This window comes from Nocardia sp. NPDC004568 (assembly GCF_040609955.1).
Classification (GTDB): Bacteria; Actinomycetota; Actinomycetes; order Mycobacteriales; family Mycobacteriaceae; genus Nocardia.
Genome location: NZ_JBEXLL010000006.1, coordinates 1 through 23,258, shown reverse-complemented (window position 1 = coordinate 23,258; position 23,258 = coordinate 1). Strand labels below are relative to the sequence as shown.

The following is a 23,258-nucleotide window of genomic DNA, read 5'->3' as shown; positions in this document are numbered from 1 at the left end:
TACAGATTCACTGAATCTTAATTCACCCATTCCTCCGGTCAGGAGTTCTCATGTCGCCCTCCGTCCTCATCGCCGGCGCCGGCCCCACCGGCCTCACCCTCGCCCTGGACCTGGCCCGCCGGAATGTCGCCGTGCGCATCGTCGACAGAGCCGTCGAGTTCTGCCCCGGCTCGCGCGGTGACGGCATCCAGCCTCGGACGCTCGAAGTCTTCGACGATCTGGGCGTGCTCGACGCCGTGTGGACGGCGGGCGCGCCGGCGCCGGTCATGCGGGCCTACCTCGACGGGCAGCCGGTCGGTGAGCGCCGGATGGCCGAGCCGGTCGACCCCACTCCGGCGGTCCCCTACCCCAACGGCTGGTTCCTCGGGCAGGCGCAGACCGAGGCGATCCTGCGGGCCCGGCTGGCGGAGTTCGGGGTGCGGGTAGAACTCGGTACGACACTCCTGTCGTTCACCCAGGACGATTCGGGTGTCACGGCGCACGTGTCGAGCGACCGGGGTACGGAAACGGTGCGGGCGGCCTATCTGGTCGGCGCCGACGGCGGCGGCAGCACGGTCCGTAAGCAGGCGGGGATCGCGTTCGAGGGAACCACCGACGAATCGCTGCGCATGCTGCTCGGGGACGTCCGGGCCGACGCCCTCGACCACGATTACGGCTACTGGTTCGCCGCGGCGGCGGAGCCGACCCGGGGTATCGCGCTGTCACCGCTACCGGGCGGGCGTCATTTCCAGTTCGCCGCACCTTTCGCCGAGGGCACCGAACCCGGCCTGGAGGCCTTGCAGGCCGCCGTGAACCGCTGGACGGGGCGCAGCGATATCACCCTCACCGAGCTGATCTGGGTCACGGTGTGGCGGCCCAATACCCGGCTCGCCGAGCGATTCCGGGCCGGGCGCGTACTACTCGCGGGCGATGCCGCTCATGTGCACCCGCCCACCGGTGGGCAGGGCATGAACACCGGTATCCAGGACGCCTACAACCTGGGCTGGAAGCTCGCGGCCGCGCTGACCGGCGACGACGAGCCGCTCTCGACCTACGAACCGGAACGCCGCGCGGTCGCGGCCCGGGTGCTCGGTATCAGCTCCGCGCTGCTCGGCAAGCTCGTCGACGGGGCGGAGGATGCGATGGAACGTGGCGAGGAGACCCGTCAGCTCGACATCAGTTACCGCGACCCGGCCGACACCCGGCCCGTCGCGGTCGGCGACCGCGCCCCCGACGCACCACTGAAGGGCGCCGACGGACGGTCGCTGCGCCTGTTCGATCTCTTTCGCGGGCCGCACGCGACCCTGCTGCGCTTCGGTACCGCCGGCGAGTTGCCCGCGCTGCCCGGCACCCGGAGTTACGCGGTGATCGAGCCGGGCACCCCGGTCACCGGCCCCGCGGTGATCGATGTCGAGGGCCACGCCCGGGCGGCCTACCACGCCGGCCCGGGAACCCGGGTCCTGATCCGCCCGGACGGCTACATCGGGCACATCGACTGACGGCGGACAGAGACGAGCGGCGGCCGGTCCCGGTCCCGACCGCCCACAGTCCCCGTAGCGCGGAGAATCCAGGTATCGCCTCGGCAACCGACGTCCTACCGATCGGGAATCCAACTCGAAGGCCGGAACCCCGGCACCGGCCGCTGTCCGGATTCACCGAGCACCCGCGGCGGGCCCGAGTCGACCGCGCCCACAGGTGTGGCCACACGGTGCTCGGCTCACCCGGATGCGCGCAGGTCACTCACGAAAGCAGACGTCACCCCGGAGCAGCGATGCGGCTCACTTGAGGTGCCGGGGGTTCAGCCGAGGAAGACGTCGCCCAGCGTGGTCCAGCCGAGTACCGAATCGACGGCCAGCCCGCAGAACACCACCGCGAGGTAGTTGTTGGACTGGAGGAACAGCCGCAGCGGTTTGACCGATTCGCCCCGGCGCACCCCGGCGTAGAGCTGGTGGGCCATCAGCAGGAACCAGGCGCCGGCGACGAGGGCGACCGCCGTGTAGATCACCCCGGTGGCCGGGACCAGGGCCAGCGTGGTCAGCACGGTCAGCCAGGTGTAGATGACGATCTGTTTGGTGACGGTCTGTTCGGTGGCGACCACCGGCAGCATCGGCACCCCGGCCGCGCGGTAGTCCTCCTTGTAGCGCATCGCCAGCGCCCAGGTGTGCGGCGGCGTCCAGAAGAAGATCACGCCGAACAGCGTCAGGGCGGGCCAGCCGATGGTGCCGGTGACCGCCGACCAGCCGACGAGCGCGGGCATACATCCGGCCGCCCCGCCCCAGACCACGTTCTGCGAGGTACGCCGTTTCAGGCCGAGGGTGTAGACGAAAACGTAGAACAGGATGGTCGCGACGACCAGTACACCGCTGAGCAGATTGGCCTGCCACCACAGCCAGGCGAACGAGCCGATACCCAGGACGACCCCGAAGACGAAGGCGTGCGAGGTGGGGACCGCGTCCCGGGCCAGCGGCCGTTTGGCGGTCCGCTTCATCACCTTGTCGATATCGGCGTCGGCGACACAGTTGAGCGTATTGGCGCTGGCCGCACCCATCCAGCCGCCGAACAGGGTCGCCAGGATCAGCCGGATATCGACCGTGCCGCGGTCGGCCAGCAACATCGTGGGGATGGTGGCCACCAGCAACAGTTCGATGACGCGCGGTTTGGTGAGCGCGATATAGGCGAGTGGGCGCCGGGCGACGCGGGCGAGCTTCTCACTGCCGAGGACGCGGTCCGCGGGTGCCGGAGCGGAATCGTGGGCGCCGCCGACCCCCGTGTCATGACCGATCCGCACTATCTCTCCTCGCACGCTGTGCTTCGCATCCGGTTTGGGAAGGAGCAGCGCGCGGCTGCGACGCGGCTACTACTACACACGATGGTAGACCCACGCCCGGTACCCGCCGCCGCTCGCCCCTGTGCGCTCGCCCGGGCGGCGCGTTCCGCGATGCGGACGCCGCCGCCGGACACGGCGGCCATCCGGGGATCGACCGGCTCGCGCGACTGGCCGGGGGGCGTGCACGGGGGCGGCCGGTCGCAATTAGGGTAGGGGGTGTATGCGGCGCCACAGTCACCGCGCCGTATCGGTTCGCCACCCCGCCCGCCCCCATTTTCGACGCCTCGAAATGTCAGGAGAAACACGGTCGTGTCAGTGACAGACGACATCCGCGCCCTCACCCAGCCGAACCTTCCGGACGACTGGACGGATCTGGACACCAAAGCTGTCGACACCGTCCGGGTCCTGGCGGCCGACGCGGTGCAGGCCGCGGGCAACGGCCACCCGGGTACCGCCATGAGCCTGGCGCCGCTGGCCTATACGCTGTTCCAGCGCACCATGCGGCACGACCCCGCCGACCCCGAGTGGGTGGGCCGCGACCGGTTCGTCCTGTCCTGCGGGCACTCCAGCCTGACCCTCTACATCCAGCTGTACCTGGCCGGTTTCGGCCTGGAACTCGACGATCTGCGCAACCTGCGCAAATGGGGTTCGCTGACCCCGGGCCACCCGGAGTACCGGCACACCAAGGGCGTGGAGATCACCACCGGCCCACTGGGCCAGGGCCTGGCCTCGGCGGTGGGTATGGCCATGGCCGCCCGCCGTGAGCGCGGCCTGTTCGACGCCGAAGCCGACGCCGGGGCCAGCCCGTTCGATCACCACATCTACGTGATCGCCTCCGACGGTGATATGGAGGAGGGCGTCACCTCCGAGGCCTCTTCCCTGGCGGGCACCCAGCAGCTGGGCAACCTGGTGGTGATCTACGACGACAACAAGATCTCCATCGAGGACGACACCACCATCGCCTTCACCGAGGACGTGGCGGCCCGGTACGCGGCCTACGGCTGGCATGTGCAGGTGGTGGAGGGCGGCGAGGACGTCGTCGCGATCGAGTCGGCGCTGGCGGCGGCCAAGGCCGAGACCGGCAAGCCCTCCCTGATCCTGTTGCGCACCATCATCGGCTACCCGGCGCCGAACAAGATGAACACCGGGGCGTCGCACGGCGCGGCGCTCGGCGCGGACGAAGTGGCCGCCACCAAGCGCGCCCTCGGTTTCGATCCCGAGCAGAGCTTCCAGGTCGCCGACGAGGTCATCGCGCACACCCGCAAGGCCGCCGAACGCGGCGCGCGGGCGCACGCCGACTGGACCGTCGAATTCGACGCCTGGGCTCAGCGCGCCCCCGAGGCCAAGGCACTGTTCGACCGGCTGTTCAACGGACAGCTGCCCGAGGGCTGGGACACGGGCCTGCCCACCTGGGAACCGGACGCGAAGGGGCTGGCCACCCGGAAGGCCTCGGCCAAGGTGCTGGGCGCCCTGGGCCCGGTGCTACCGGAGCTGTGGGGTGGTTCGGCCGACCTCGCCGAATCGAACAACACCACCATCCCGGATTCGCTCAGCTTCGGCCCCGAGGCCATCTCGACCGGTATGTGGAAGGCCGGCCCCTACGGCCGGACCCTGCACTTCGGCGTCCGTGAGCACGCCATGGGCTCCATCCTCAACGGTATCGCCCTGCACGGCCCCACTCGCCCCTACGGCGGCACCTTCCTGGTGTTCAGCGATTACATGCGCCCGGCCGTCCGCCTGGCCGCGCTGATGCGGGTGCCGGTCACCTACGTCTGGACCCACGATTCGATCGGTCTCGGCGAGGACGGCCCGACGCACCAGCCCATCGAGCATCTGGCCGCGCTGCGCGCCATCCCGGGCCTGTCGGTGGTGCGTCCCGGCGACGCCAACGAGACCGCGTACGCCTGGCGCACCGTGATCGAGAAGCACAGCGGTAAGCACAATTCGCCGTTCGTCTCCAGCGACGCCGTGGGCACCGGCGGCCCGGCCGCACTGGCCCTGACCCGCCAGGACCTGCCGGTCCAGGAGGGCACCAGCCTCGAGGGCGTCGCCAAGGGCGGCTACATCCTGGCCGAGGCCTCCACCGGCGTACCGCAGGTGATCCTCATCGGTACCGGCTCCGAGCTCCAGCTCGCCGTCGCCGCCCGCACTACGCTGGAGGAGCAGGGCATCGGTACCCGGGTGGTCTCGATGCCGTGCGTGGAGTGGTTCGACGCGCAGGACAAGGCGTATCGCGACGAGGTGCTGCCCCCGGCGGTCGCCGCGCGCGTCGTCGTCGAGGCCGGTATCGCGATGCCGTGGCACCGGTTCACCGGCGACGCGGGCGAGATCGTTTCGATCGAGCATTTCGGCGCCTCGGCCGACTACAAGACCCTGTTCCGCGAGTTCGGCTTCACGCCGGAGGCTGTCGTCGCCGCTGCGCAGCGCACGCTCGACAATGTGAAGGGATAAGGGCCCATGGCACAGAACGAGAACATCGCCGCCCTGGCCGCGGCCGGGGTATCGGTGTGGCTGGACGATCTGTCCCGCGATCGGATCAATTCCGGCAACCTCGCCGAACTGATCGCCACCCGCGGGGTCGTCGGAGTCACCACCAACCCCACCATTTTCCAGGGGGCCCTCAGCAAGGGCCACGCCTACGACGCACAGGTCCGCGACCTGGCCGCCCGCGGCGCCGATGTCGACGCCGCGATCCGCACCATCACCACCGATGACGTCCGCGCGGCCTGCGATGTGCTGGCCCCGGTGTTCGAACGAACCGGTGGCGTGGACGGCCGGGTCTCCATCGAGGTGGACCCGCGGATGGCCTTCGACGCCGACAAAACCGTCGCCCAGGCGGTCGAACTGTGGAAGATCGTCGACCGGCCGAACCTGTTCATCAAGATCCCGGCCACCGAGGCGGGCCTGCCCGCCATCACCGCGGTGATCGAGGAGGGCATCAGCGTGAACGTCACGCTGATCTTCTCGGTCGAGCGATACCGCGCGGTCATGGGCGCCTACCTCGACGGGCTGCGCAAGGCGCGGGTCGCCGGGCACGATCTGGGCAAGATCCATTCGGTGGCGTCGTTCTTCGTCTCCCGGGTGGACACCGAGATCGACACACGCCTCGAGGCGATCGGCACCCCGGAGGCCCTCGCATTGCGCGGTAAGGCCGGCGTCGCCAATGCCCGCCTCGCCTACGCCGAGTACGAGGACGTTTTCGCCCCCGGCGGCGGCCATGTCTCCACCTACAACCATCTGGCCTCGGCCGGCGCCAACCGGCAGCGGCCGCTGTGGGCGTCGACCGGAGTGAAGAACCCCGATTACCCGGACACCCTCTACGTGACCGAACTGGTCGCGCCGAACACGGTGAACACGCTGCCGGAGAAGACGCTGGAAGCCGTCGCCGATCACGGCGAGGTCCGCGGCGACACCGTCTCCGGGACGGCCGCCGAAGCCGCCGAGGTGTTCGAGCAACTGCGGGCGGCCGGTATCGATCTCGACGACGTCTTCGCCGTACTCGAACGCGAGGGCGTGGACAAGTTCGAGAAGTCCTGGGAGGAACTACTGGAGGCCACCGCGGCCGAACTCCGGTCCGCTGTATCGACGGCGTCCTCCGCGGGTCCCTCCGTGGCCACGCAGGCTACCTCCTCCGGGCCCGACGCTGCGGACGCAGGAGGTAACTGACCACGATGGCCGGCGCTCCGGAGAGCACTGACACCGCATCCGGCATCCCGTGGCGTAACCCGCTGCGCGACAGCCGGGACAAACGGATTCCGCGGATCGCGGGCCCGTGCAGCATGGTGATCTTCGGGGTCACCGGTGATCTGTCCCGGCGCAAGCTCATGCCGGCCATCTACGATCTGGCGAACCGGGGGCTGCTGCCCCCGGGTTTCGCACTGGTCGGCTTCGCGCGCCGGGAGATGTCGGACCGGGATTTCGGCGATATCGTGCACGAGGCCGTGCGCGAACACGCGCGTACCCCGTTCCGCCAGGAAGTCTGGGATCATCTGGCCGAGGGATTCCGGTTCGTGCAGGGCACTTTCGAGGACGGCGAGGCGTTCGGCCGCCTCGCCGAAACCCTCGCCCGGCTCGACGACGAGCGCGGCACCGGCGGTAACCACGCCTTCTACCTGTCGATTCCGCCGAACACCTTCCCGGTGGTGCTGGACCAGCTGCACCACCACCGGCTGACCAGTTCGGCGGCCGCGCTCGGCCGCGCGCCGTGGCGGCGGGTCGTGATCGAGAAGCCCTTCGGGCACGATCTCGACAGCGCGCGCGAATTGAACGCCCTGGTGAACCGGGTGTTCCCCGAGGAGACGGTTTTCCGGATCGACCACTACCTCGGCAAGGAAACGGTGCAGAACATCTTGGCGCTGCGCTTCGCCAACCAGCTGTTCGATCCGATCTGGAACGCCAATTACGTCGACCACGTCCAGATCACCATGGCCGAGGACATCGGCCTGGGCGGCCGGGCCGGGTACTACGACGGTATCGGCGCCGCCCGCGACGTGATCCAGAACCACCTGCTGCAATTGCTCGCGCTCACCGCCATGGAAGAGCCGATCAGCTTCGAACCCCGTCAGTTGCAGAACGAGAAGATCAAGGTCCTCTCCGCCACCAAACTCGTGGAACCGCTCGACGAGACCACCGCCCGCGGCCAGTACGCGGCAGGCTGGCAGGGTGGCCAGGAAGTGGTGGGCCTGCTGGACGAGGAGGGTTTCGATCCGCAGTCGCGCACCGAGACCTACGCCGCACTGACCCTCGAGGTCGACACCCGGCGCTGGGCGGGGGTGCCGTTCTATCTGCGCACCGGCAAACGCCTGGGCCGCCGGGTCACCGAGATCGCGGTGGTGTTCAAACGCGCCCCGCATCTGCCCTTCGATCAGACCATGACCGAGGAGCTCGGCGAGAACGCGCTCGTCATCCGGGTGCAGCCGGACGAGGGCATCACCATGCGGTTCGGCTCGAAGGTGCCCGGGTCGTCGATGGAAGTGCGCGATGTGAACATGGACTTCAGCTACGGCGAGGCGTTCACCGAATCGTCCCCGGAGGCCTATGAGCGGCTCATCCTGGACGTGCTGCTCGGCGAGCCCTCCCTGTTCCCGGTCAACGCGGAGGTCGAATTGTCCTGGCGCATCCTGGATCCGGTACTGGCCCACTGGGCCGCCGACGGGAAACCCGAACAATACGAGGCCGGGACCTGGGGCCCGGATTCCGCCGACGCCATGCTGGCCCGCACCGGCCGGGAATGGCGGCGGCCGTGATCATCGATATCCCCGACACCACGACCGGCGCGGTCACCAAACGTCTGGTGCAGCTGCGCGAGAGCAACGGCGTGATCACCATGGGCCGGGTGCTGACCCTGGTGGTGTGCACCCTGGACAGTTCCGAGGCCGAGGAGGCGATCGACGCCGCCAACGACGCCAGCCGCGAACACCCCTGCCGGGTGGTCGTGCTGGCGCGCGGCGACCGGTCGGCGCCGACCCGGCTGGACGCGCAGATCCGCGTCGGTGGGGACGCGGGCGCGGCCGAGGTGATCGTGCTGAGGTTGCAGGGGCAGCTGGTGAACCACGAGAACAGTGTGGTGATCCCGTTTCTGCTGCCCGATACCCCGGTGGTGGCGTGGTGGCCGCGGGGCGCCCCGGAATTCCCCTCGCGGGATTCGGTGGGCCGGTTGGCGACCCGGCGGATCACCGACGCCACTTTCGCTCCCGACCCGCAGGCGACCATCAAGAAACGGCGCGGCTCCTACGCGCCCGGTGATTCCGATCTGGCGTGGAGCCGGATCACCTACTGGCGAGCGCTGCTGGCCGCCGCGATGGACGAACCCCCGTTCGAACCCGTCCAGTCGGTGTCGGTCTCGGGCCTGCGCGACGAACCCGCTCTGGACATGCTGGCGGGCTGGCTGGCCCGGCGACTGGGCTGCCCCGTGTACCGGCAGACCGGGGAGCTGCGGGTCGAGTTGCGCCGGAAATCGGTGTCCATCGCCATCGCGCGCCCGCAGACCGGTGTCACCGCGACCCTGACCCGTACCGGCGACCCGGTGCAACGGATCGCGCTGGCACGCCGCGAGACCCGCGACTGCCTGGCCGAGGAACTGCGCCGGCTGGACGCGGACGAGATCTATGCCGAGGCCCTGGCCGGAATCGAAGGGGTTACCTATGACCACTAGCTCCGCAGCCGCCGTCGAAATCCACGCCGACGGTGACGCCCTGACCACCGCCGCCGCCCGGCTGTTCGTCGAGGTCCTGGTCGCCGCCCAGGCCGAACGCGGCTCGGCGTCGGTGGTGGTGACCGGTGGCGGCACCGGTATCACCCTGCTGGAGAAGGTCCGGGACGACCCGGGCGCTCTCGACTGGTCGAAACTCGATGTGTTCTGGGGCGATGAACGTTTCGTGCCCGCCGGGGATCCGGAACGCAACGAACTCCAGGCCCACCGGGCCCTGCTGGACCACGTCCCGGTGGACCCGGCCCGGATCCACACCGTGGCCACCTCCGACGGCGAATACCCCGACCCGGTCGAGGCCGCCGCCGAATACGCGACCGCCGTACGCGCCCATCTCACCGCGTACGGCGCGTTCGACCTGCACCTGCTCGGGATGGGCCCGGACGGGCACATCAATTCGCTCTTTCCCGGTCACGCCGACGCGATCGGGGAGGAGCACGAATACGCCGTGGCGGTCACCGATTCTCCCAAACCACCGCCGGTGCGGGTCACACTGACCTATCCGGCGATCCGCCGCTCCCGTCATGTGGTGCTGGTGGTCTCCGGCTCCGGAAAGGCCGACCCCGTGGCGGCGGCGGTGAACGGAGCCGACCCTCTCGAGATTCCGGCGGCGGGCGCGCACGGTGCGGAGTCGACGACCTGGCTGCTGGATGAGGACGCCGCCGCCGGATTACGCTGAGCGCGGTGCGACGGTGGCCGGCGATTGCGTGCGGGCCGCGGCACCGACAGCTCCGCCGCGGCTCTCGGTCCGGGCGGTGGCGAGGACGACGCCGATGACCAGGACGAACGCCGTGACCGCGCAACCGGTCCGCAGGAAGTGGAACATTTCCCAGCGGTGCAGGATTTCGGCGTAATCGGCGGGCGGAATGCCCACGGCCCACTGCTTGATGTGCTGGTTGATCGGGACGTTTCCGAAGCGGGTCACCAGGAAAGAGATGATCACCAGCGCCGACGCGCAGCCGGCGAGCCATCGCGGCCACGCGCGCGAGCGCACGGCCAGCACCAGGGTGCTCAGGATCGCCAAACCCATGAGCGACTGCACGACCGGGCCGTTCACCCGCATCAGCGCCGTGTGGAAGGTGAACCGGACGTCGAGCGGGACCGCACGAAACGCGTACAGCACATTCACCGCACCGTATCCGAAGGCCCCGGCCAGCAATCCGGGAAACAGCAGCGCTGCCGCGCGTACGGGTGTCGACCACATCGGGAACTCCCTTTCCAGTATCGCAACACCGAGTTGCGTTACCGTCAGAATGCCCGCCTGTCGCAGATATCGCAACAAGGAGTTGCAATGAATGCCGAGCCCCTCGGCCGTGGACCGAAGGTTCGCGCCGCCGTGCTGGCCGCGACCGTCGCCGAGTTGAGCGAGCACGGCTACGCCGCGTTCACCGTCGAGAACGTGGCGCGGCGCACCGGCGTACACAAGACCACCGTCTATCGCCGCTGGCCCGACCGTGACACGCTGATCACCGAAGCACTGGGCGAGAGCGTCGCGACCGAGATCCCCGTTCCCGACACCGGTTCGATCGACGGCGATCTACGGGTACTGGCCCGCAGTCTGGTCGACTGGATCACCAGCCCGGCCGGCCGGGCGGTCCTCGCAGTGATGCTGTCCGGCGCCACCGGCGCTCCGACGCCGCCGGATCCCGTCCGGCACGTCTTCCGCGATCGCATCCGCCGCACCCTCCCCCTGGTCGCCCGGGCCGTCGCCCGCGGCGAGCTGCCGGCGGGCACCGATGCCGCGGAGCTGATCAAAGCCCTGGTGGCGCCCATTTATCTGCGGGTGGTGATCACCGGGGAAATGGTGGACGACCGCACCGCCGACCGGGCGGCGGCGGTGGCGCTCACCGCCGCGCGCACCGGACTCTTCGCCGAGGACCCGCCCCCACAACCGTGAACCGCCGGAATCCGCGCCTCGGCCCGGCGTCCGATCTCGGGCGCTGCCGGACCCGGCCGGGCGCGGAAACGGTCCCGCGACATGATGCCGCGCCGCGTGTCGTCGAACTCGGCGCGGCCGTACTCCCGGCCGGGAAGGGCCGCGACCGCACGACCGGGACCGGGGCCGCGGCCGAAGCCGGGGCCGGGACCGGGACCGGGACAGGGACAGGGACCGGGACAGGGACAGGGACAGGGACAGGGACAGGGACAGGGACCGAAGCCGAAGCCCGGGCCGGGACCGGGACCGGGACCGGGACCGGGACCGGATATCACGCCCGACGTCGCCCCGAGGTCTTCGATCAGTCGGGCGGTACCGTTCCCGGGCGGGGCAGGCCCAGGGACGCCACGAGATCCAGCATTTCGGCGTGATGCAGCGCCGCGGGGTTCTGCGCCACCGGATGGATATGGCCGTCGATCTCCAGGGCCACCAGGCCGTGCATACGGCCCCACACCCGCAACGCCAGCGCCGCCGCGGCCGGCGCCACCTCCGGCAGGTCCTCGCGAACCTTCGCCACATAGTCGGGGTGCAGTTCGGCCCAGGAGTTCTCCGGCGGCAGCGGTGGGTCGGCGGCGGCCACCAGCCGGGTGAGCTCGCGGCAGACACGGCGCGCGGTGCGATCCACCGGCCCATCCTCCGGCGGACGGTAGCCGGGGACAGGATGTCCATAGAACAACCGGAACCCTTCCGGGTTGGCCAGCGCCCAGGTGCGCAGCGCACCACCCCAGGCCACCAAGCGGCCGGCCGGGTCGCTCTCGGGCACGGCATCGACCGCGGCCCGCAGCGACTCCGCCAGCGAGTCGCCGATACCACGGATGAGAGCGGTGATCAGGTCGTCCCGGGTCGGGAAGTAGCTGTAGACGGCCCGCGCGGTCATACCCATCTCCCGCGCGATACCGCGCAGCGAGATCGCGCCCGGCCCTTCCTCGGCCATCTGCCGTAGCGCGATGGATTCGATCTCCCGGGTGGTTTCCGCGCGGAGCCGCGCCCGGCGACTCGGCACGCCCGCGCCGGACCGGTTGTCGATCTTGACCACCTTGACAGGATACAGCGCGTCGATAGTCTTATGCGTGTCATTACTACACGCCGTGTACCCGGATCGGAAATCGTATGCCCGCCTATGTAATAGCCAATGTGGAAGTTCTCGACGAGGAGGCGGGCTGGGCCTACGCCCCGGTCGCCCAGCAGTCGATACTCGAGTACGGGGGCCGCTACCTGGTCGCCGGGCCCACCTCCGGCACGGTCGAAGGCAGCTGGGATCTACCTCGGCTGCTGATCCTCGAATTCCCCGATATGGCGCGGATCCGGCAGTGGTACGACTCGCCGGAGTATCGCCGGGCCCGGCAGATCCGGGAGGGCAAGATGCGGATACGCCTGTTGTTCTCCGAGGGCGTCCCGCCCGAAGGCTTCACCCTGCCCGCCTGACCCTCCGCGCGGCACGACACGAGGCCGATCCACTTCGCCACCGGATTCACCGGTCCGACCTAGGCTGGTGGCGGTGAGGACCCGGTGAGCATCCAGGACCCCGACCAGCGGTTCCGCGCGGAGATCGCGGCACTGCGCGTCCCCGCGCCGACCGCCGCCGAGCAGATCCTGCCCCAGGGGTTCACCGGCCGTGACTTCCTGGAGCTGTTCGAGGCGCAGGTGCTGAGCCGGCAGGCCGATCTCGCCGCGCGACGGCTGGGTGCGAGCGGGCGCGGCTTCTACAGCATCGGTTCGTCGGGGCACGAGGGCAATGTCGCGCTGGCGGCGGCGAGCCGGGTCACCGATCCGGTACTGCCGCACTACCGTTCGGGGGCCTTCTTCGTCCATCGCGCCCGCCGGGCGGGAGTGGCGGACCCGGTGCGCGATATCCTGCTGGGCGTGGTGGCCGCCGCCGCCGAGCCCCTGTCCGGGGGCCGGCACAAGGTGTTCGGCAGCGCGGTGGCCAATATCGTCCCGCAGACCTCCACCATCGCCTCGCAACTGCCCCGCGCGGTCGGGCTCGCGTTCGCCCTCGATCGCGCCGAGCGGCTCGGAGTGGCCTGCCCGTGGCCGTCGGACGCGGTGGTGCTCTGCGGTTTCGGTGATGCCTCGGCCAATCATTCGACCGCGGCGGGCGCGATCAACGCCGCGGTCCACACCGCGCATCTCGGCGTTCCCGTCCCGGTGCTGTTCGTGTGCGAGGACAACGGGATCGGGATCAGTGTGCCCACTCCGCCCGACTGGATCGAACACGCCTACGGGCACCGGCCGGGCCTGCGCTGGTTCGGTGCCGACGGCTGCGATCTGTCCGACGCGGTGAACGCCGCCGTGGCGGCGGTGGACTGGGTCCGCGCCCACCGGCGTCCGGCTTTTCTGCATCTGCGCACGGTGCGGCTGTTCGGGCATGCCGGATCCGATGTGGAGAGCGCCTACCGCGATACCGCCGCGATCGAAGCCGGCCTGGCGCGCGATCCGGTCGCCGCCACCGCGCGGCTGCTGGTCGAGGCGGGTATCTGCACACCGCGGGAAGTGCTCGGCCGGTACGACCGGCTCGCCGATCAGGTCGCCGCGACCGCGGCGCAGGTGTGCCGGGAGCCGAAACTCACCACCGCCGGCGCGGTACTCGCACCGCTGGCGCCGGGCCGCCCGGAGCGGGTGCGCGACGAGGTACAGCGCCGGACCGGCGAGCGGCCGGGAGCCGCGGCGCCCGTGACCCGGCGGGCAGTGGGTGGGCCGGGCACCGCTTCGAACGCCGGGTCCGGAAGCGGAGCCGGGCCGGATGGAGGCATCCGCCCCGCCGGTGCGGCGGGTTCCGGACCCGGCGTGGCGGACGGACCCGACGCCGCCGCGCAGACGCTGGCGCAGGCGATCAACCACACCCTCGCCGACCTGCTCGCCCGGGATCCCGAGATCCTCGTCTTCGGCGAGGACGTCGCTCGCAAGGGCGGCGTCTACGGCGTGACCAGAGGACTGCGCAAACGGTTCGGACCGCGACGGGTGTTCGACACCCTGCTCGACGAGCAGAGCGTCCTCGGGACGGCACTCGGCGCCGGTCTCGCGGGTTTCCTGCCGATTCCGGAGATCCAGTACCTGGCCTATGTGCACAACGCGCTGGACCAGCTACGCGGCGAGGCGGCGACCCTCTCGTTCTTCTCGGCCGGCCGCTACCGCAACCCGATGGTGGTGCGTATCGCCGGCTACGCCTACCAGCGCGGGTTCGGCGGCCATTTCCACAATGACAATTCCGTTGCCGCGCTGCGCGATATACCCGGGGTGATCGTGGCATCACCGTCGCGGCCCGACGATGCGGCGGCCCTGCTGCGCACCTGTGTCGCCGCGGCCCGTGTGGACGGCCGCGTCTGCGTATTCCTGGAGCCCATCGCCCTCTATCACACCCGCGACCTGTACGAACCCGACGACGGACAGTGGGCGGCGGCCGCTGCGGAAACCGGCCACGTGCCGGTCGGCCGGGCCCGGGCCTACGGCGACGGCACGGATCTGACCATCGTCGCCTTCGCCAATTCGGTGCCGATGAGCCTGCGCGTGGCCCGCCGTCTCGCCCGGCGCGGTGCCGGGATCCGGGTACTCGACCTGCGCTGGCTCGCCCCACTTCCCGTCGCGGATCTGATCCGGCACGCCGAGGCCACCGGCCGGGTCCTGGTCGCCGACGAGACGCGGCGCAGCGGCGGCGTCTCCGAATCCGTATGCGCCGCACTGGTCGACGCGGGATTCACCGGCACGCTGGCCCGGGTCACGAGCGCGGACAGTTTCGTCCCGCTGGGGCCCGCTGCCGCGACCGTGCTGCTGAGCGAGGCCGATATCGACGCGGCCGCCGACCGGCTGCTCTCCGCGGACCGGCCCGGGCCCGGCGCCGCGCCGTAGGTCAGCGGTCGATACCGAGATTGATCGCTGCCAGATAACTGTCACCCTGCCGCCCGACCACTCGGCTGCGAATCACCTGCGAATCGGCTGTGCGCCCGCCGGGTTCACCCCCGGCGGGCGCCTGTCCGGCCACTGCTGTCAGGCGGACTCTGTCACCTATTCGCCGTGAGGTCGTACACGGTGACCCCGTCGACCTGGATGACGGTGAAGTTGTCCTGCACCCACTGGCTGATCCGCGAGGCCTCCGATTCCGACGCCGACCCCGGTCCACCGCCGAAACCGCCGCGCGCACCGGCGATGAAATAGTGGATCGCGCCCTCGGCCACGTACCGCTGGAACTGCTCCAGCGTCGGGGAGGGGTCGCCGCCGCCGAAACCGCCGATCGACATCACCGGTACATCCCCGGCCAGCTGATAGCCCGCGGCGTTCATCGAACTCACCGTGGCCGCCGCCCAGGTGTAGACCCCGGCATTCTGCTGCAGGAGCGCGGTGACGGCCGCACTGCTCCCACCACCGGGGCCGCCGCCCCGGCCCGGTGCGCCCGCACCGGCGGCCCGCTGCCCGTCGGGCTGTCCGCCCGCACCGTCGTTCCCCGCTCCGCCGGGCGCGGAACCCGACCCACTGTCCACCGCACCGGCGTCACCGGATCCGTCGTCCGCTCCGGGCACGGTGCCCATACCACCGGAGCCGGCACCCACGTCACCGGAGCCGGCACCCGCGCCATCGGGGCCGAGGCCCGTACCACCGGGGGCACCGTCCCGACCACCGGGCCCCCCGCCCGGCCCACCGGGTCCGCCGAATCCGCCCGAGCCGGTACTCGGCCCGGCCAGCACGATCGAACCCGTATGCGGCGTGGCCAGGGTGTCGGCGGTGTAGGCGACCGGACCGGACAGTCCGACGAAAAGCGCTGTCAGCGCCGCGACCAGCGAGACCTTCCGTGCGCGGAAGAGCACGGCCACCGTCGTGATCACCCCGGCCCCCAGCACCACCCACCGCAGCCACGGGACGAACTCCGCGGACCGGCCCAGGAACACCCACGAGGTCGCCGCGGTCAGGGCCACGGTGCTCGCCAGGACACAGCGCACCCACCACCGGTCGCGTTCCCGCCACAGCGCGACCCCGCCGGCGCCGGTCACCGCCGCCACCGCCGGGGCCAGCGCCACGGTGTAGTACTGGTGGAAGGTCCCGGTCATGAAGCTGAACACGACACCGGTGACCAGTCCCCACCCACCGAACAGCAGCAGGGTCGCCCGCCGAGCGTCGGTGCGCACCGCGCGGCCGCGCACCAGCGTCGCCGCGACCAGCAGGATCAGTGCCGCCGGGATCAGCCAGCCGATCTGGCCGCCGATCGAAGCGCCGAACAGGCGGGTGATCCCGGCATCGCTGCCGAAGCCGCCGCCCGGTCCGCCACCGGCGGAGCTGAGCCGGTCGAGCCCGTTGTATCCCAGGGTGAGCTCGATGATCGAATTATGTTCCGAGCCACCGAAGTACGGCCGCGAATCCGCCGGCCACAACTGGGCGATCAGAATCCACCAGCCCGCCGCCGCCACCATCGCCACGCCCGCCGCGCACAGCTGCGCGATCCGGGTGCCCAGCCGCGGCGGTCCGGCGAACAGGTAGACCAGAGCCAGTGCGGGTAACACCAGCATCACCTGCAACTGTTTTGCCAGGAAGCCGAATCCGACGAACGCGCCACACAGCACCGGCCAGCGCCAGCGTCCGTCCTCGACGGCCCGGGCCATCGCCCAGACCGCCGCGACCATCAGCAGGACCAGTAGCGCGTCGGGGTTGTGAACCGGAACATCAGCGCGGCCACCGGAGTCACCGCCAGCACGAGGCCGGACAGCAGTCCGGCGGTGGCGCCGAACGAGCGCCGCACCGTCGCCCACAGCAACGCCACCGCGGCGACCGCCATCAGCACCTGCGGCGCCAGTATGCTCCAGCTACCGAATCCGAACAGCCGCGCCGACAGCTCCATCGGCCACAACGCGGCCGGCGTCTTGTCGACCGTGATGGCGTTGGACCAGTCCGAGGACCCGAAGAAAAACGCTTTCCACGATTTCGCGCCGGACTGCACGGCCGCCGCGTAGAAGGAGTTGGCGAAACCATTGGCGGTGAGATTCCAGAAATAGGCCGCCGCCGTACCCATCAGCAACACCGCGAGGCCGATCTTCTCCCAGGGCGTGTTCCGTCGGGCGGGCGCCGCCGGTGCGGGGGTCGAGCGGTGCGTCATCAGAGTGGTCACGGTGCCACCTCCCGGATGGGACCGCCGACGCCGCGGGAACTGCTCGAATTCTCGGTCATGCGCTCCACGATCGCCGTCGATGCTCCCTCCCTCCTGGGGGCGGGCTGGGAAGAAGCTGGGAGTCCGGGCCACGCTCTCCGGTGCCCGAGCGGGGCGATTCCCGATTGCCAGGGACTTCGCAGGCCGTTGGCAGGCCACCTCGAGGCCGGCTGCCCAGGATGGCCCCTGGCGGACCGGGAATCGCCCCGGCCCGGTGGCCTGAGGGTCAGGCCACACGCAGAGGAGGAATATCTCGCAATGGCGAAGATGATGAAGTCGAAGCTCGCGAAGGCGGCCGTGGTCGGCGGTGTGGGACTGGGAACGGTCGGTCTGGGCGCGGGCGCGGCGAGCGCACAGCCGGGCGCGGACCTGCACGGGAACCAGCCGCAGCAGAACCAGCCGCACTGGGACCGGCACCAGAACAACCCCGGGCCGAACCATCCGAACGGCCACGGCTTCTGGTTCTTCGACCGGTGGGTGCCGCTGCCCTGGTGATCGGACAGCGATCCCGACCGCGACCGCACCGGTCGCCACGCCCGGCCTCGCGGCGGAGTTCTGTTACCACGGATCTCGCCGCGGGGCCGCGGTCGTCGCGGTGGCGCCGCACCGGACGAGCTGGGCGAATTCGTCACGGTCGTGGACCGGCCGGATACGGCCGGCGTGCTGTTGCCGGAGCAGTGCCCCGACCGGCCATCCCGCCGGACGGCAGCGAGGCCCTCGTCTACGGACCGGTGTCGGCGTTCCTCGGCACGATCAGGGCCGGCCCGCACCCGGGGCGGGCGCGGGGAAGGCCACCACCCGGCCGGTGGGTCCGGGCGTCTCGGCACCGTACTGCTGGCCGACCACGAAGAGCCGCGGACTGCCCGGATCACGATCGAGGACGCAGGCGAAAGCACCGCGGTCGGATTCGACGGTGCTCAGGACCGCGCCGCCTTCGGCCACCCGGACGCAGTGACGGTTACCCACATCGGCGTACCAGGCCGCGCCTTCGGTATCGAGGCAGATACCGTCGGGATGGTCGCCGGGCGTGGCCGCCCAGACGCGGCGACCGGCGAGTTCACCCGAGGTCGTGATGTCGTAGGCGGTGAGTCGCTCGGCATACGATTCGGCGACGATCAGAGTGGCGCCGTCCGCGGTGATCGCCATCCCGTTCGGGAACGCGAGGTCGTCGGCGACCCGGCGGACGGTACCGTCCGGAGTCACCAGCACGACGAACCCGGGCGCGAAGTCGCCTCCGGGGAAAGCGAATCCGATGCTGTTGACATAGGCGTTGCCCTGCGCGTCGACGACGATATCGTTCCACGGCACGCCTGTTTCCCCGCCGAGATCGGCGTGGGACACCAGGGTGCCGTCGGGTTCGCGGCGCAGCAGGCGCCGGCGGGCCGAATCCACGATCAGCAGCCGCCCGTCCGGCAGGAAGTCGATACACATCGGGAACGAGGGCACCGACGCGACCACCTCGCCGCGTCCTGGTCCGTCGACCGCGATCACCTGATTCGCGCCCCAGTCGGCGAACCACAGCCGGCCCGCATGCCAGCGCGGTGATTCACCGAACACCACGCCCTCGAGCACTACCTCGGGTGTCTCCACGATATTTCCTCCGTTCGCCGATGCCGATGTGGACGGGGCGGCGGCCGAGAATTCATCGCCCGCGGCAGCCGGTGTCGCGCGGTGACCCCAGTCTCCGGTCAGCCGATTCCGTACGCGGCCAGGGCGTCGAGCAGGGCGCTCGGCCGCTGATCGGTCGGCAGCGGCTCGACGATTTCGACCAGGCAGCCGATAGCGGCCGCAGCGCCGTCGGCCTCGGTGCTGTCCCCGATCATCACTGTCTCGGTCGGTGGTACGCCGAGGCGCTCGCAGGCCCGCGCGAACAGCCGCGGATCGGGTTTCACCGCGCCTTCGCGGTACGAGAGCACGAACTCGCGCACATAGTCGGCCGTTCCGGTGCGCTCGAACGCCGGCCGGATATCCCAGGCGATATTGCTGAGGACCGCGACCGGCACCTCGAGGCCGGCCGCCACCTTCAATGCGGCCGCCGTATCCGGGTACGCCGTCCACGCCTCGGCCGAGATGAGCTGGTCGTAGAGGTAGTCCGGGTTGCCGACGCCGGATCCCCGGAGCACGGCGGTATACAGTTCGCGGTGCAGCGGCGGGTCGAGATCCCGGCGGTCCCACTCCTCGCGCAGCCGTTCGGGCAGCCCCTCGGGTCGTCCGGTCGGCGCGGTCATCCGGCGCATGATCTCGGCCTGGCGGGCCCCCGCGAGCGGTGCCCCGCGACGATCGACCAGGCCCTCGGTGATCGGTTCGAATCGGAAGAGTGTGCCGGAGAAGTCGAAGAGCACGCCGCGGATGGTCATGCGAGCCAGGTTACGGATGACCGGTGTGCGGTCGGTCGCGGACGGATGACCGCGATCGGCCCGGCGCGGGCCGCAGTCGCGTCAGGGTGCCCGGGGTCAGCCGCCGCGCGAGTGTCTCCAATGCGGTGACCACCCCGGCGACCTCATCGGGATCATCGGTGCCCAGCGCTGCCGCGAGCGCGGTATCGATCGTGGTCGTACGGACCGTATCGACTCGGTCGGACGCCTCGGGCGCCTGCCGGATCAGGACGCGACGCCGGTCGGCCGGATCGGGTTCGCTCACAATCGCGCCCGCCTCCCGCAGGCGCGCGACACACCCGGAGACCTGACTCTGCGGCAGTCCCGTGCGCGCGGCGATCTCCCCCACCGCGCTTCCGGGGTTCTCGACGATATCGCTGGCCACGATCAGCACCGACCGCACACTGGTCGAGTACTGCGGCAGTTCCTCGGTCGGCATCGCCTCCTCGCCGATCTTCATCAGCGTCCGGCCGAGCAGGAAGAGTTCGACTCCGTTCACCCTGGGCACGCTACCTCATACACATCATTCGGAATACATCTTTCTTGATGTATCTAGAATGATGGTTTATCGTTCTCGCCATGAGCGACTCCCGAGCCGGCCGTCTACCCGTCCCCGGCGCGTCCCTGTACTACGAGATCCACGGCACCGGCCCACTGCTCCTGCTACTCCAGGGCGGCGACGGCAATACCGCCCGCGGCGCCGACCTGGCCGCACGACTCGCCGCCGACTACACCGTGGTGGTGCCCGACCGCCGCGGCCTGTCCGCCAGCGTGCTCGACGACCCGGCCGCCCCCGTGACGGTGACCACCCATGCCGACGACATCCATCGCCTCCTGGCATCCCTCACCGACGAGCCGGTCGAGATATTCGGCTCCAGCTACGGCGCGCTCATCGCGCTCACCCTGGCCGCCGACCACCCGGAACAGGTCCGCACCCTCGTCGCCCACGACCCGGCCACGATCGGCCTGCTACCGGCCGCCGCCCGCGCGCGTGCCGAACGCGACCTCGCCGCCCTCGACGAGGTCCACCGCCGCGACGGCACACTCCCCGCGCTCCGGAAGCTGGCCGAACTGGTCCACGCCGATTCGTCCGATCGGGAGCCCGGTGTCGCGCCACCGGCACCGCGCGGCCCCGGAGAGTTGGCGGACCTGGACTTCTTCCTGTCGCGGGATCTACCGGAGATCCGCTCGTCGACCCTGGACGCCGCGCATATCGCCGCACTAGCCAGGACCCCGATCCAGATCGTGCCTGCCGCCGGTCGCGGCTCCCGCGAGATCTGGAACTACGACTGCGCCCGGGCACTGGCCGCCCTACTGGACAGCACGGTCACCGAATTCCCCGGTGGCCACAGCCTTTCCACCCATCCGGCGGCTTTCACCGCGCGGCTGCGAGAAGTGCTGCGCGAGGCCGACCGCGCGGCGGCCGGGGAACCCTCACCCGGTGGTGAGCTCGGCGAGGGCGCCCAGTAGGAAGTCGTTCACGGCCTCGGTCGCCTCCAACTGCACCAGATGCCCGGCACCCGGTACCCGCTGCACCGCACGCAGATCCGGCAGCATCGCGCGCATCGTCGCGAGCGGGTCGCGGCCGCTGAAGCCTTCCATATCGGGATCGTTCTCGCCGTAGACGAAGTACACCGGAACCGTGGGGACCGCCTCGGCGTAGTCGGCGGTCAGCTCCCAGTTGCGGTCGAGGGCGCGGTACCAGTTGAGCCCGCCGGTGAACCCGGTGCGCTCGAAATCGCCGGCCAGCGCGTCGAAGTCGGCCTCCGACAGCCACGACCAGGGCAGTTCGGGGGCCACGGGCAGTGCATCGAGGTAGCGGGTTCCCGGCGGGTTCTGCCACACGTCGAGATAGTGGAAATCCCCGCTCAACGCGAAGTAGACCCGGGAAAGGAATTCGCGTGGCCGCTCGGCCAGATGCGCATCGGCCACGCCCGGCTCCTGGAAGTACTGCAGGTGCAGGAAATGCCGCTCGGCCATCCTCCCCCAGTAGTACCCGGGCGGTTTCGGTGCGCGCGGCGTGAAGGGATTGTTCAGCACCACCAGTCCGCGCACCCGCTCGGGCGCGCGCAGCGCGAGCTCCCACAGTAGGGCCGCACCGAAATCGACGCCCACGAAAACCGCCTGGTCGGCGTCGATATCGTCGAGCAACGCCAGCAGATCACCGACCACGGCCGCATTGGTGTAGTCCTCGATCGACTCCGGCGCTCCGGTCCGGCCCGCGCCGCGCAGATCAGGCGCCAGTGCCCGGTATCCGGCCGCACCGGCCGCGGCGAGCTGGCGGTACCAGACATACCAGGTGTGCGGGAATCCGTGACAGAAGATCACCGGGTGGCCCCGGCCTTGCTCGGCTACATGCATCCGCACGCCGCCGGTGTCGACGAACCGGTGTCTCGGCTCCACCGCACCTCCCGAATACTAGAACGCGTTACAGTTTCAAGGTAACGTCCCGAGACTGTGAGCGGAACACCACACCCCCTGCAGAACCGGATCGCGGTGGTCACCGGCGCCAGCCGCGGGATCGGCAAAGGTATCGCCCTGGAACTGGGCGCCGCCGGCGCGACCGTCTATGTCACCGGGCGATCGGACCGGCCGGGCAAACTCCCCGGCACCGTCGGCGAAACGGCCGCGCGGATCGACGAACTCGGCGGCACGGGCGTGCCGGTGGTCTGCGATCACCGCGACGACGCGGCGACCGCCGCGCTCTTCGAACGGATCGGCGCCGAGCACGACCACCTCGACGTCCTGGTGAACAACGTCTACAACTCCCCCGCCGCCGCCCGCTGGCTCGGCCGCAAATTCTGGGAGGTGCCGCCCGCGGCGTGGGACGAGACCTTCGAGGTGGGCGTTCGCTCGCACTACGCGGCCGCCGTCTACGCCGCACCGCTGCTGCTGAAGGCCGACGGCTTGATCGTCAACGTCTCCTCGCCGGGTTCCCGGCGATATATGCACAACGCGGTGTACGGGGTAGCCAAAACCGCACTCGACCGGATGACCGCCGACTTCGCGCACGACCTCGCGGGAACCGGGGTGACCGCGGTATCGATCTGGCCGGGGATCGTCGATACCGAACTACTGCAGATGGTGCCCGCCGACGCGGACGGCAACCGAGTGGTGACGCTGCCCGGGGAAGGTAGCTTCGACCTGAACCAGGCGGAGAGCCCGCGGTTCGCGGGCCGGGCGGTGGTGGCCCTGGCCACCGACCCCGACCGCCGGAAACGGTCCGGACAGGCCTGGAAGGTCGCCGATCTGGCCGGCGACTACGGGTTCACCGATGTGGACGGGAGAGTTCCGCGCCACGACTGACCGGCGGGTCAGGCGAATTTGATCTCCAGCCCGATCCCCAGGATCGCGATGAACCAGACCATGCCGGTGAAGATGGTGATGCGGTTGAGGTTCTTCTCGGCGACGGTGGACCCGGACAGACTCGACTGCATCCCACCACCGAACAGGCTGGACAGACCTCCGCCCTTGGCCCGGTGCAGCAGCACCAGCAGCACCAGCAGCAGGCTGGTGACGATCAGGAGGATATCCAGGAACATCCGCATGCCGGACAGTCTAGAGGGTGCGATGCAGCGAATCCCATTCGCCGTCCGGGCACGACCGTGGCGACGGCCGTGCCCGGGAAGCGAACGGCGGCAGCGGCGCGGTCGCCGCGACAAGTCCCACGAAGGAGCGTGCGGCCGGAGCGGGTGCGGAGTACGCCTAAGTGGGCGTCCGGGAACTCGGTCATGCTCGGGCGAGTCGGCGTGACATGGTCATGATGGTGGCGATATAGACCATGGCCTCGTGGTGGTCGGGCC

Annotated in this window: 20 protein-coding genes and 1 pseudogene; 12 read left to right on the top strand and 9 right to left on the bottom strand. The window is 70.3% G+C overall.

Annotated elements, in window-relative coordinates; translation table 11 throughout:
* Window positions 1–50: 50 nt before the first annotated feature.
* Complete coding sequence (locus ABZV91_RS04815) at window positions 51–1,478, top strand: FAD-dependent monooxygenase (protein WP_355235476.1); 1,428 nt, start codon at window positions 51–53, stop codon at window positions 1,476–1,478.
* Between the two features lie 299 nt (window positions 1,479–1,777).
* On the opposite strand, the gene ABZV91_RS04810 is transcribed toward ABZV91_RS04815, so the two are convergent.
* Window positions 1,778–2,767, bottom strand: a complete 990-nt coding sequence (locus ABZV91_RS04810; protein ID WP_355235474.1) for a heme o synthase — start codon at window positions 2,765–2,767, stop codon at window positions 1,778–1,780.
* 348 nt (window positions 2,768–3,115) lie between these two features.
* On the opposite strand from ABZV91_RS04810, the gene tkt reads away from it, so the two are divergent.
* Genes tkt through pgl form a run of 5 tightly spaced genes read left to right on the top strand, consistent with a single transcriptional unit; the run spans window position 3,116 to window position 9,693 of the window.
* Entirely contained in the window at window positions 3,116–5,257 is a 2,142-nt protein-coding gene (tkt, locus tag ABZV91_RS04805) for a transketolase (RefSeq protein WP_355235471.1), read from the top strand.
* A gap of 6 nt (window positions 5,258–5,263) precedes the next feature.
* Window positions 5,264–6,472, top strand: a complete 1,209-nt coding sequence (gene tal, locus ABZV91_RS04800; RefSeq protein ID WP_355235468.1) for a transaldolase — start codon at window positions 5,264–5,266, stop codon at window positions 6,470–6,472.
* Between the two features lie 5 nt (window positions 6,473–6,477).
* Window positions 6,478–8,052 (top strand): glucose-6-phosphate dehydrogenase, encoded by a 1,575-nt coding sequence (gene zwf / locus ABZV91_RS04795; protein ID WP_355235465.1) that lies wholly within the window; start codon window positions 6,478–6,480, stop codon window positions 8,050–8,052.
* A complete protein-coding gene (opcA, locus tag ABZV91_RS04790; RefSeq protein ID WP_198165246.1) occupies window positions 8,049–8,960 on the top strand; it encodes a glucose-6-phosphate dehydrogenase assembly protein OpcA in 912 nt (303 codons plus the stop codon). The genes zwf and opcA overlap by 4 nt, the downstream gene beginning before the upstream one ends.
* Complete coding sequence (pgl, locus tag ABZV91_RS04785) at window positions 8,950–9,693, top strand: 6-phosphogluconolactonase (protein ID WP_355235462.1); 744 nt, start codon at window positions 8,950–8,952, stop codon at window positions 9,691–9,693. Before opcA ends, pgl begins: the two co-directional genes overlap by 11 nt.
* On the opposite strand, the gene ABZV91_RS04780 is transcribed toward pgl, so the two are convergent.
* Window positions 9,685–10,218 carry a DUF1772 domain-containing protein gene (locus ABZV91_RS04780; protein WP_355235459.1) on the bottom strand — a complete coding sequence of 178 codons (534 nt, stop codon included), beginning with the start codon at window positions 10,216–10,218 and terminating at the stop codon, window positions 9,685–9,687. The two genes, pgl and ABZV91_RS04780, sit on opposite strands and share 9 nt — an antisense overlap.
* 87 nt (window positions 10,219–10,305) lie before the next feature.
* On the opposite strand from ABZV91_RS04780, the gene ABZV91_RS04775 reads away from it, so the two are divergent.
* Window positions 10,306–10,911: a TetR/AcrR family transcriptional regulator gene (locus ABZV91_RS04775; protein ID WP_355235456.1), complete on the top strand. Its 606-nt coding sequence runs from the start codon at window positions 10,306–10,308 to the stop codon at window positions 10,909–10,911.
* Between the two features lie 340 nt (window positions 10,912–11,251).
* On the opposite strand, the gene ABZV91_RS04770 is transcribed toward ABZV91_RS04775, so the two are convergent.
* Window positions 11,252–11,986: a TetR/AcrR family transcriptional regulator gene (locus ABZV91_RS04770; protein ID WP_355235453.1), complete on the bottom strand. Its 735-nt coding sequence runs from the start codon at window positions 11,984–11,986 to the stop codon at window positions 11,252–11,254.
* A 74-nt stretch (window positions 11,987–12,060) separates the two neighbouring features.
* Between ABZV91_RS04770 and ABZV91_RS04765 the strand changes: the two genes are divergently transcribed.
* Window positions 12,061–12,375: a DUF1330 domain-containing protein gene (locus ABZV91_RS04765; RefSeq protein ID WP_355235450.1), complete on the top strand. Its 315-nt coding sequence runs from the start codon at window positions 12,061–12,063 to the stop codon at window positions 12,373–12,375.
* An 84-nt stretch (window positions 12,376–12,459) separates the two neighbouring features.
* Window positions 12,460–14,796, top strand: a complete 2,337-nt coding sequence (locus ABZV91_RS04760) for a thiamine pyrophosphate-dependent enzyme (RefSeq protein ID WP_355235448.1) — start codon at window positions 12,460–12,462, stop codon at window positions 14,794–14,796.
* A gap of 152 nt (window positions 14,797–14,948) precedes the next feature.
* Here ABZV91_RS04760 and ABZV91_RS04755 read toward each other — a convergent pair.
* Window positions 14,949–16,945, bottom strand: a pseudogene (locus ABZV91_RS04755) (glycosyltransferase family 39 protein).
* Window positions 16,946–17,338: 393 nt separating this feature from the next.
* Between ABZV91_RS04755 and ABZV91_RS04750 the strand changes: the two are divergent.
* Window positions 17,339–17,575 (top strand): hypothetical protein, encoded by a 237-nt coding sequence (locus ABZV91_RS04750; protein ID WP_355235445.1) that lies wholly within the window; start codon window positions 17,339–17,341, stop codon window positions 17,573–17,575.
* A gap of 258 nt (window positions 17,576–17,833) precedes the next feature.
* On the opposite strand, the gene ABZV91_RS04745 is transcribed toward ABZV91_RS04750, so the two are convergent.
* The 3 genes from ABZV91_RS04745 to ABZV91_RS04735 all read right to left on the bottom strand — a co-directional run bounded on the left by ABZV91_RS04745 (window position 17,834) and on the right by ABZV91_RS04735 (window position 19,954).
* Window positions 17,834–18,670 carry an SMP-30/gluconolactonase/LRE family protein gene (locus ABZV91_RS04745; protein WP_355235442.1) on the bottom strand — a complete coding sequence of 279 codons (837 nt, stop codon included), beginning with the start codon at window positions 18,668–18,670 and terminating at the stop codon, window positions 17,834–17,836.
* A gap of 98 nt (window positions 18,671–18,768) precedes the next feature.
* Window positions 18,769–19,437: an HAD family hydrolase gene (locus tag ABZV91_RS04740; protein ID WP_355235439.1), complete on the bottom strand. Its 669-nt coding sequence runs from the start codon at window positions 19,435–19,437 to the stop codon at window positions 18,769–18,771.
* 10 nt (window positions 19,438–19,447) lie between these two features.
* Complete coding sequence (locus ABZV91_RS04735; protein ID WP_355235437.1) at window positions 19,448–19,954, bottom strand: MarR family transcriptional regulator; 507 nt, start codon at window positions 19,952–19,954, stop codon at window positions 19,448–19,450.
* Window positions 19,955–20,034: 80 nt separating this feature from the next.
* On the opposite strand from ABZV91_RS04735, the gene ABZV91_RS04730 reads away from it, so the two are divergent.
* Window positions 20,035–20,925: an alpha/beta hydrolase gene (locus tag ABZV91_RS04730; protein WP_355235434.1), complete on the top strand. Its 891-nt coding sequence runs from the start codon at window positions 20,035–20,037 to the stop codon at window positions 20,923–20,925.
* On the opposite strand, the gene ABZV91_RS04725 is transcribed toward ABZV91_RS04730, so the two are convergent.
* Window positions 20,890–21,858, bottom strand: coding sequence for an alpha/beta hydrolase (locus ABZV91_RS04725; RefSeq protein WP_355235430.1), 969 nt, complete (start codon window positions 21,856–21,858; stop codon window positions 20,890–20,892). The genes ABZV91_RS04730 and ABZV91_RS04725 overlap by 36 nt on opposite strands.
* A gap of 54 nt (window positions 21,859–21,912) precedes the next feature.
* Here ABZV91_RS04725 and ABZV91_RS04720 point away from each other — a divergent pair, with 54 nt between their 5' ends.
* Window positions 21,913–22,761 (top strand): SDR family NAD(P)-dependent oxidoreductase, encoded by an 849-nt coding sequence (locus ABZV91_RS04720; protein WP_355235427.1) that lies wholly within the window; start codon window positions 21,913–21,915, stop codon window positions 22,759–22,761.
* 8 nt (window positions 22,762–22,769) lie between these two features.
* On the opposite strand, the gene secG is transcribed toward ABZV91_RS04720, so the two are convergent.
* Window positions 22,770–23,003 carry a preprotein translocase subunit SecG gene (gene secG / locus ABZV91_RS04715; RefSeq protein WP_030521441.1) on the bottom strand — a complete coding sequence of 78 codons (234 nt, stop codon included), beginning with the start codon at window positions 23,001–23,003 and terminating at the stop codon, window positions 22,770–22,772.
* Between the last annotated feature and the right edge of the window lie 255 nt (window positions 23,004–23,258).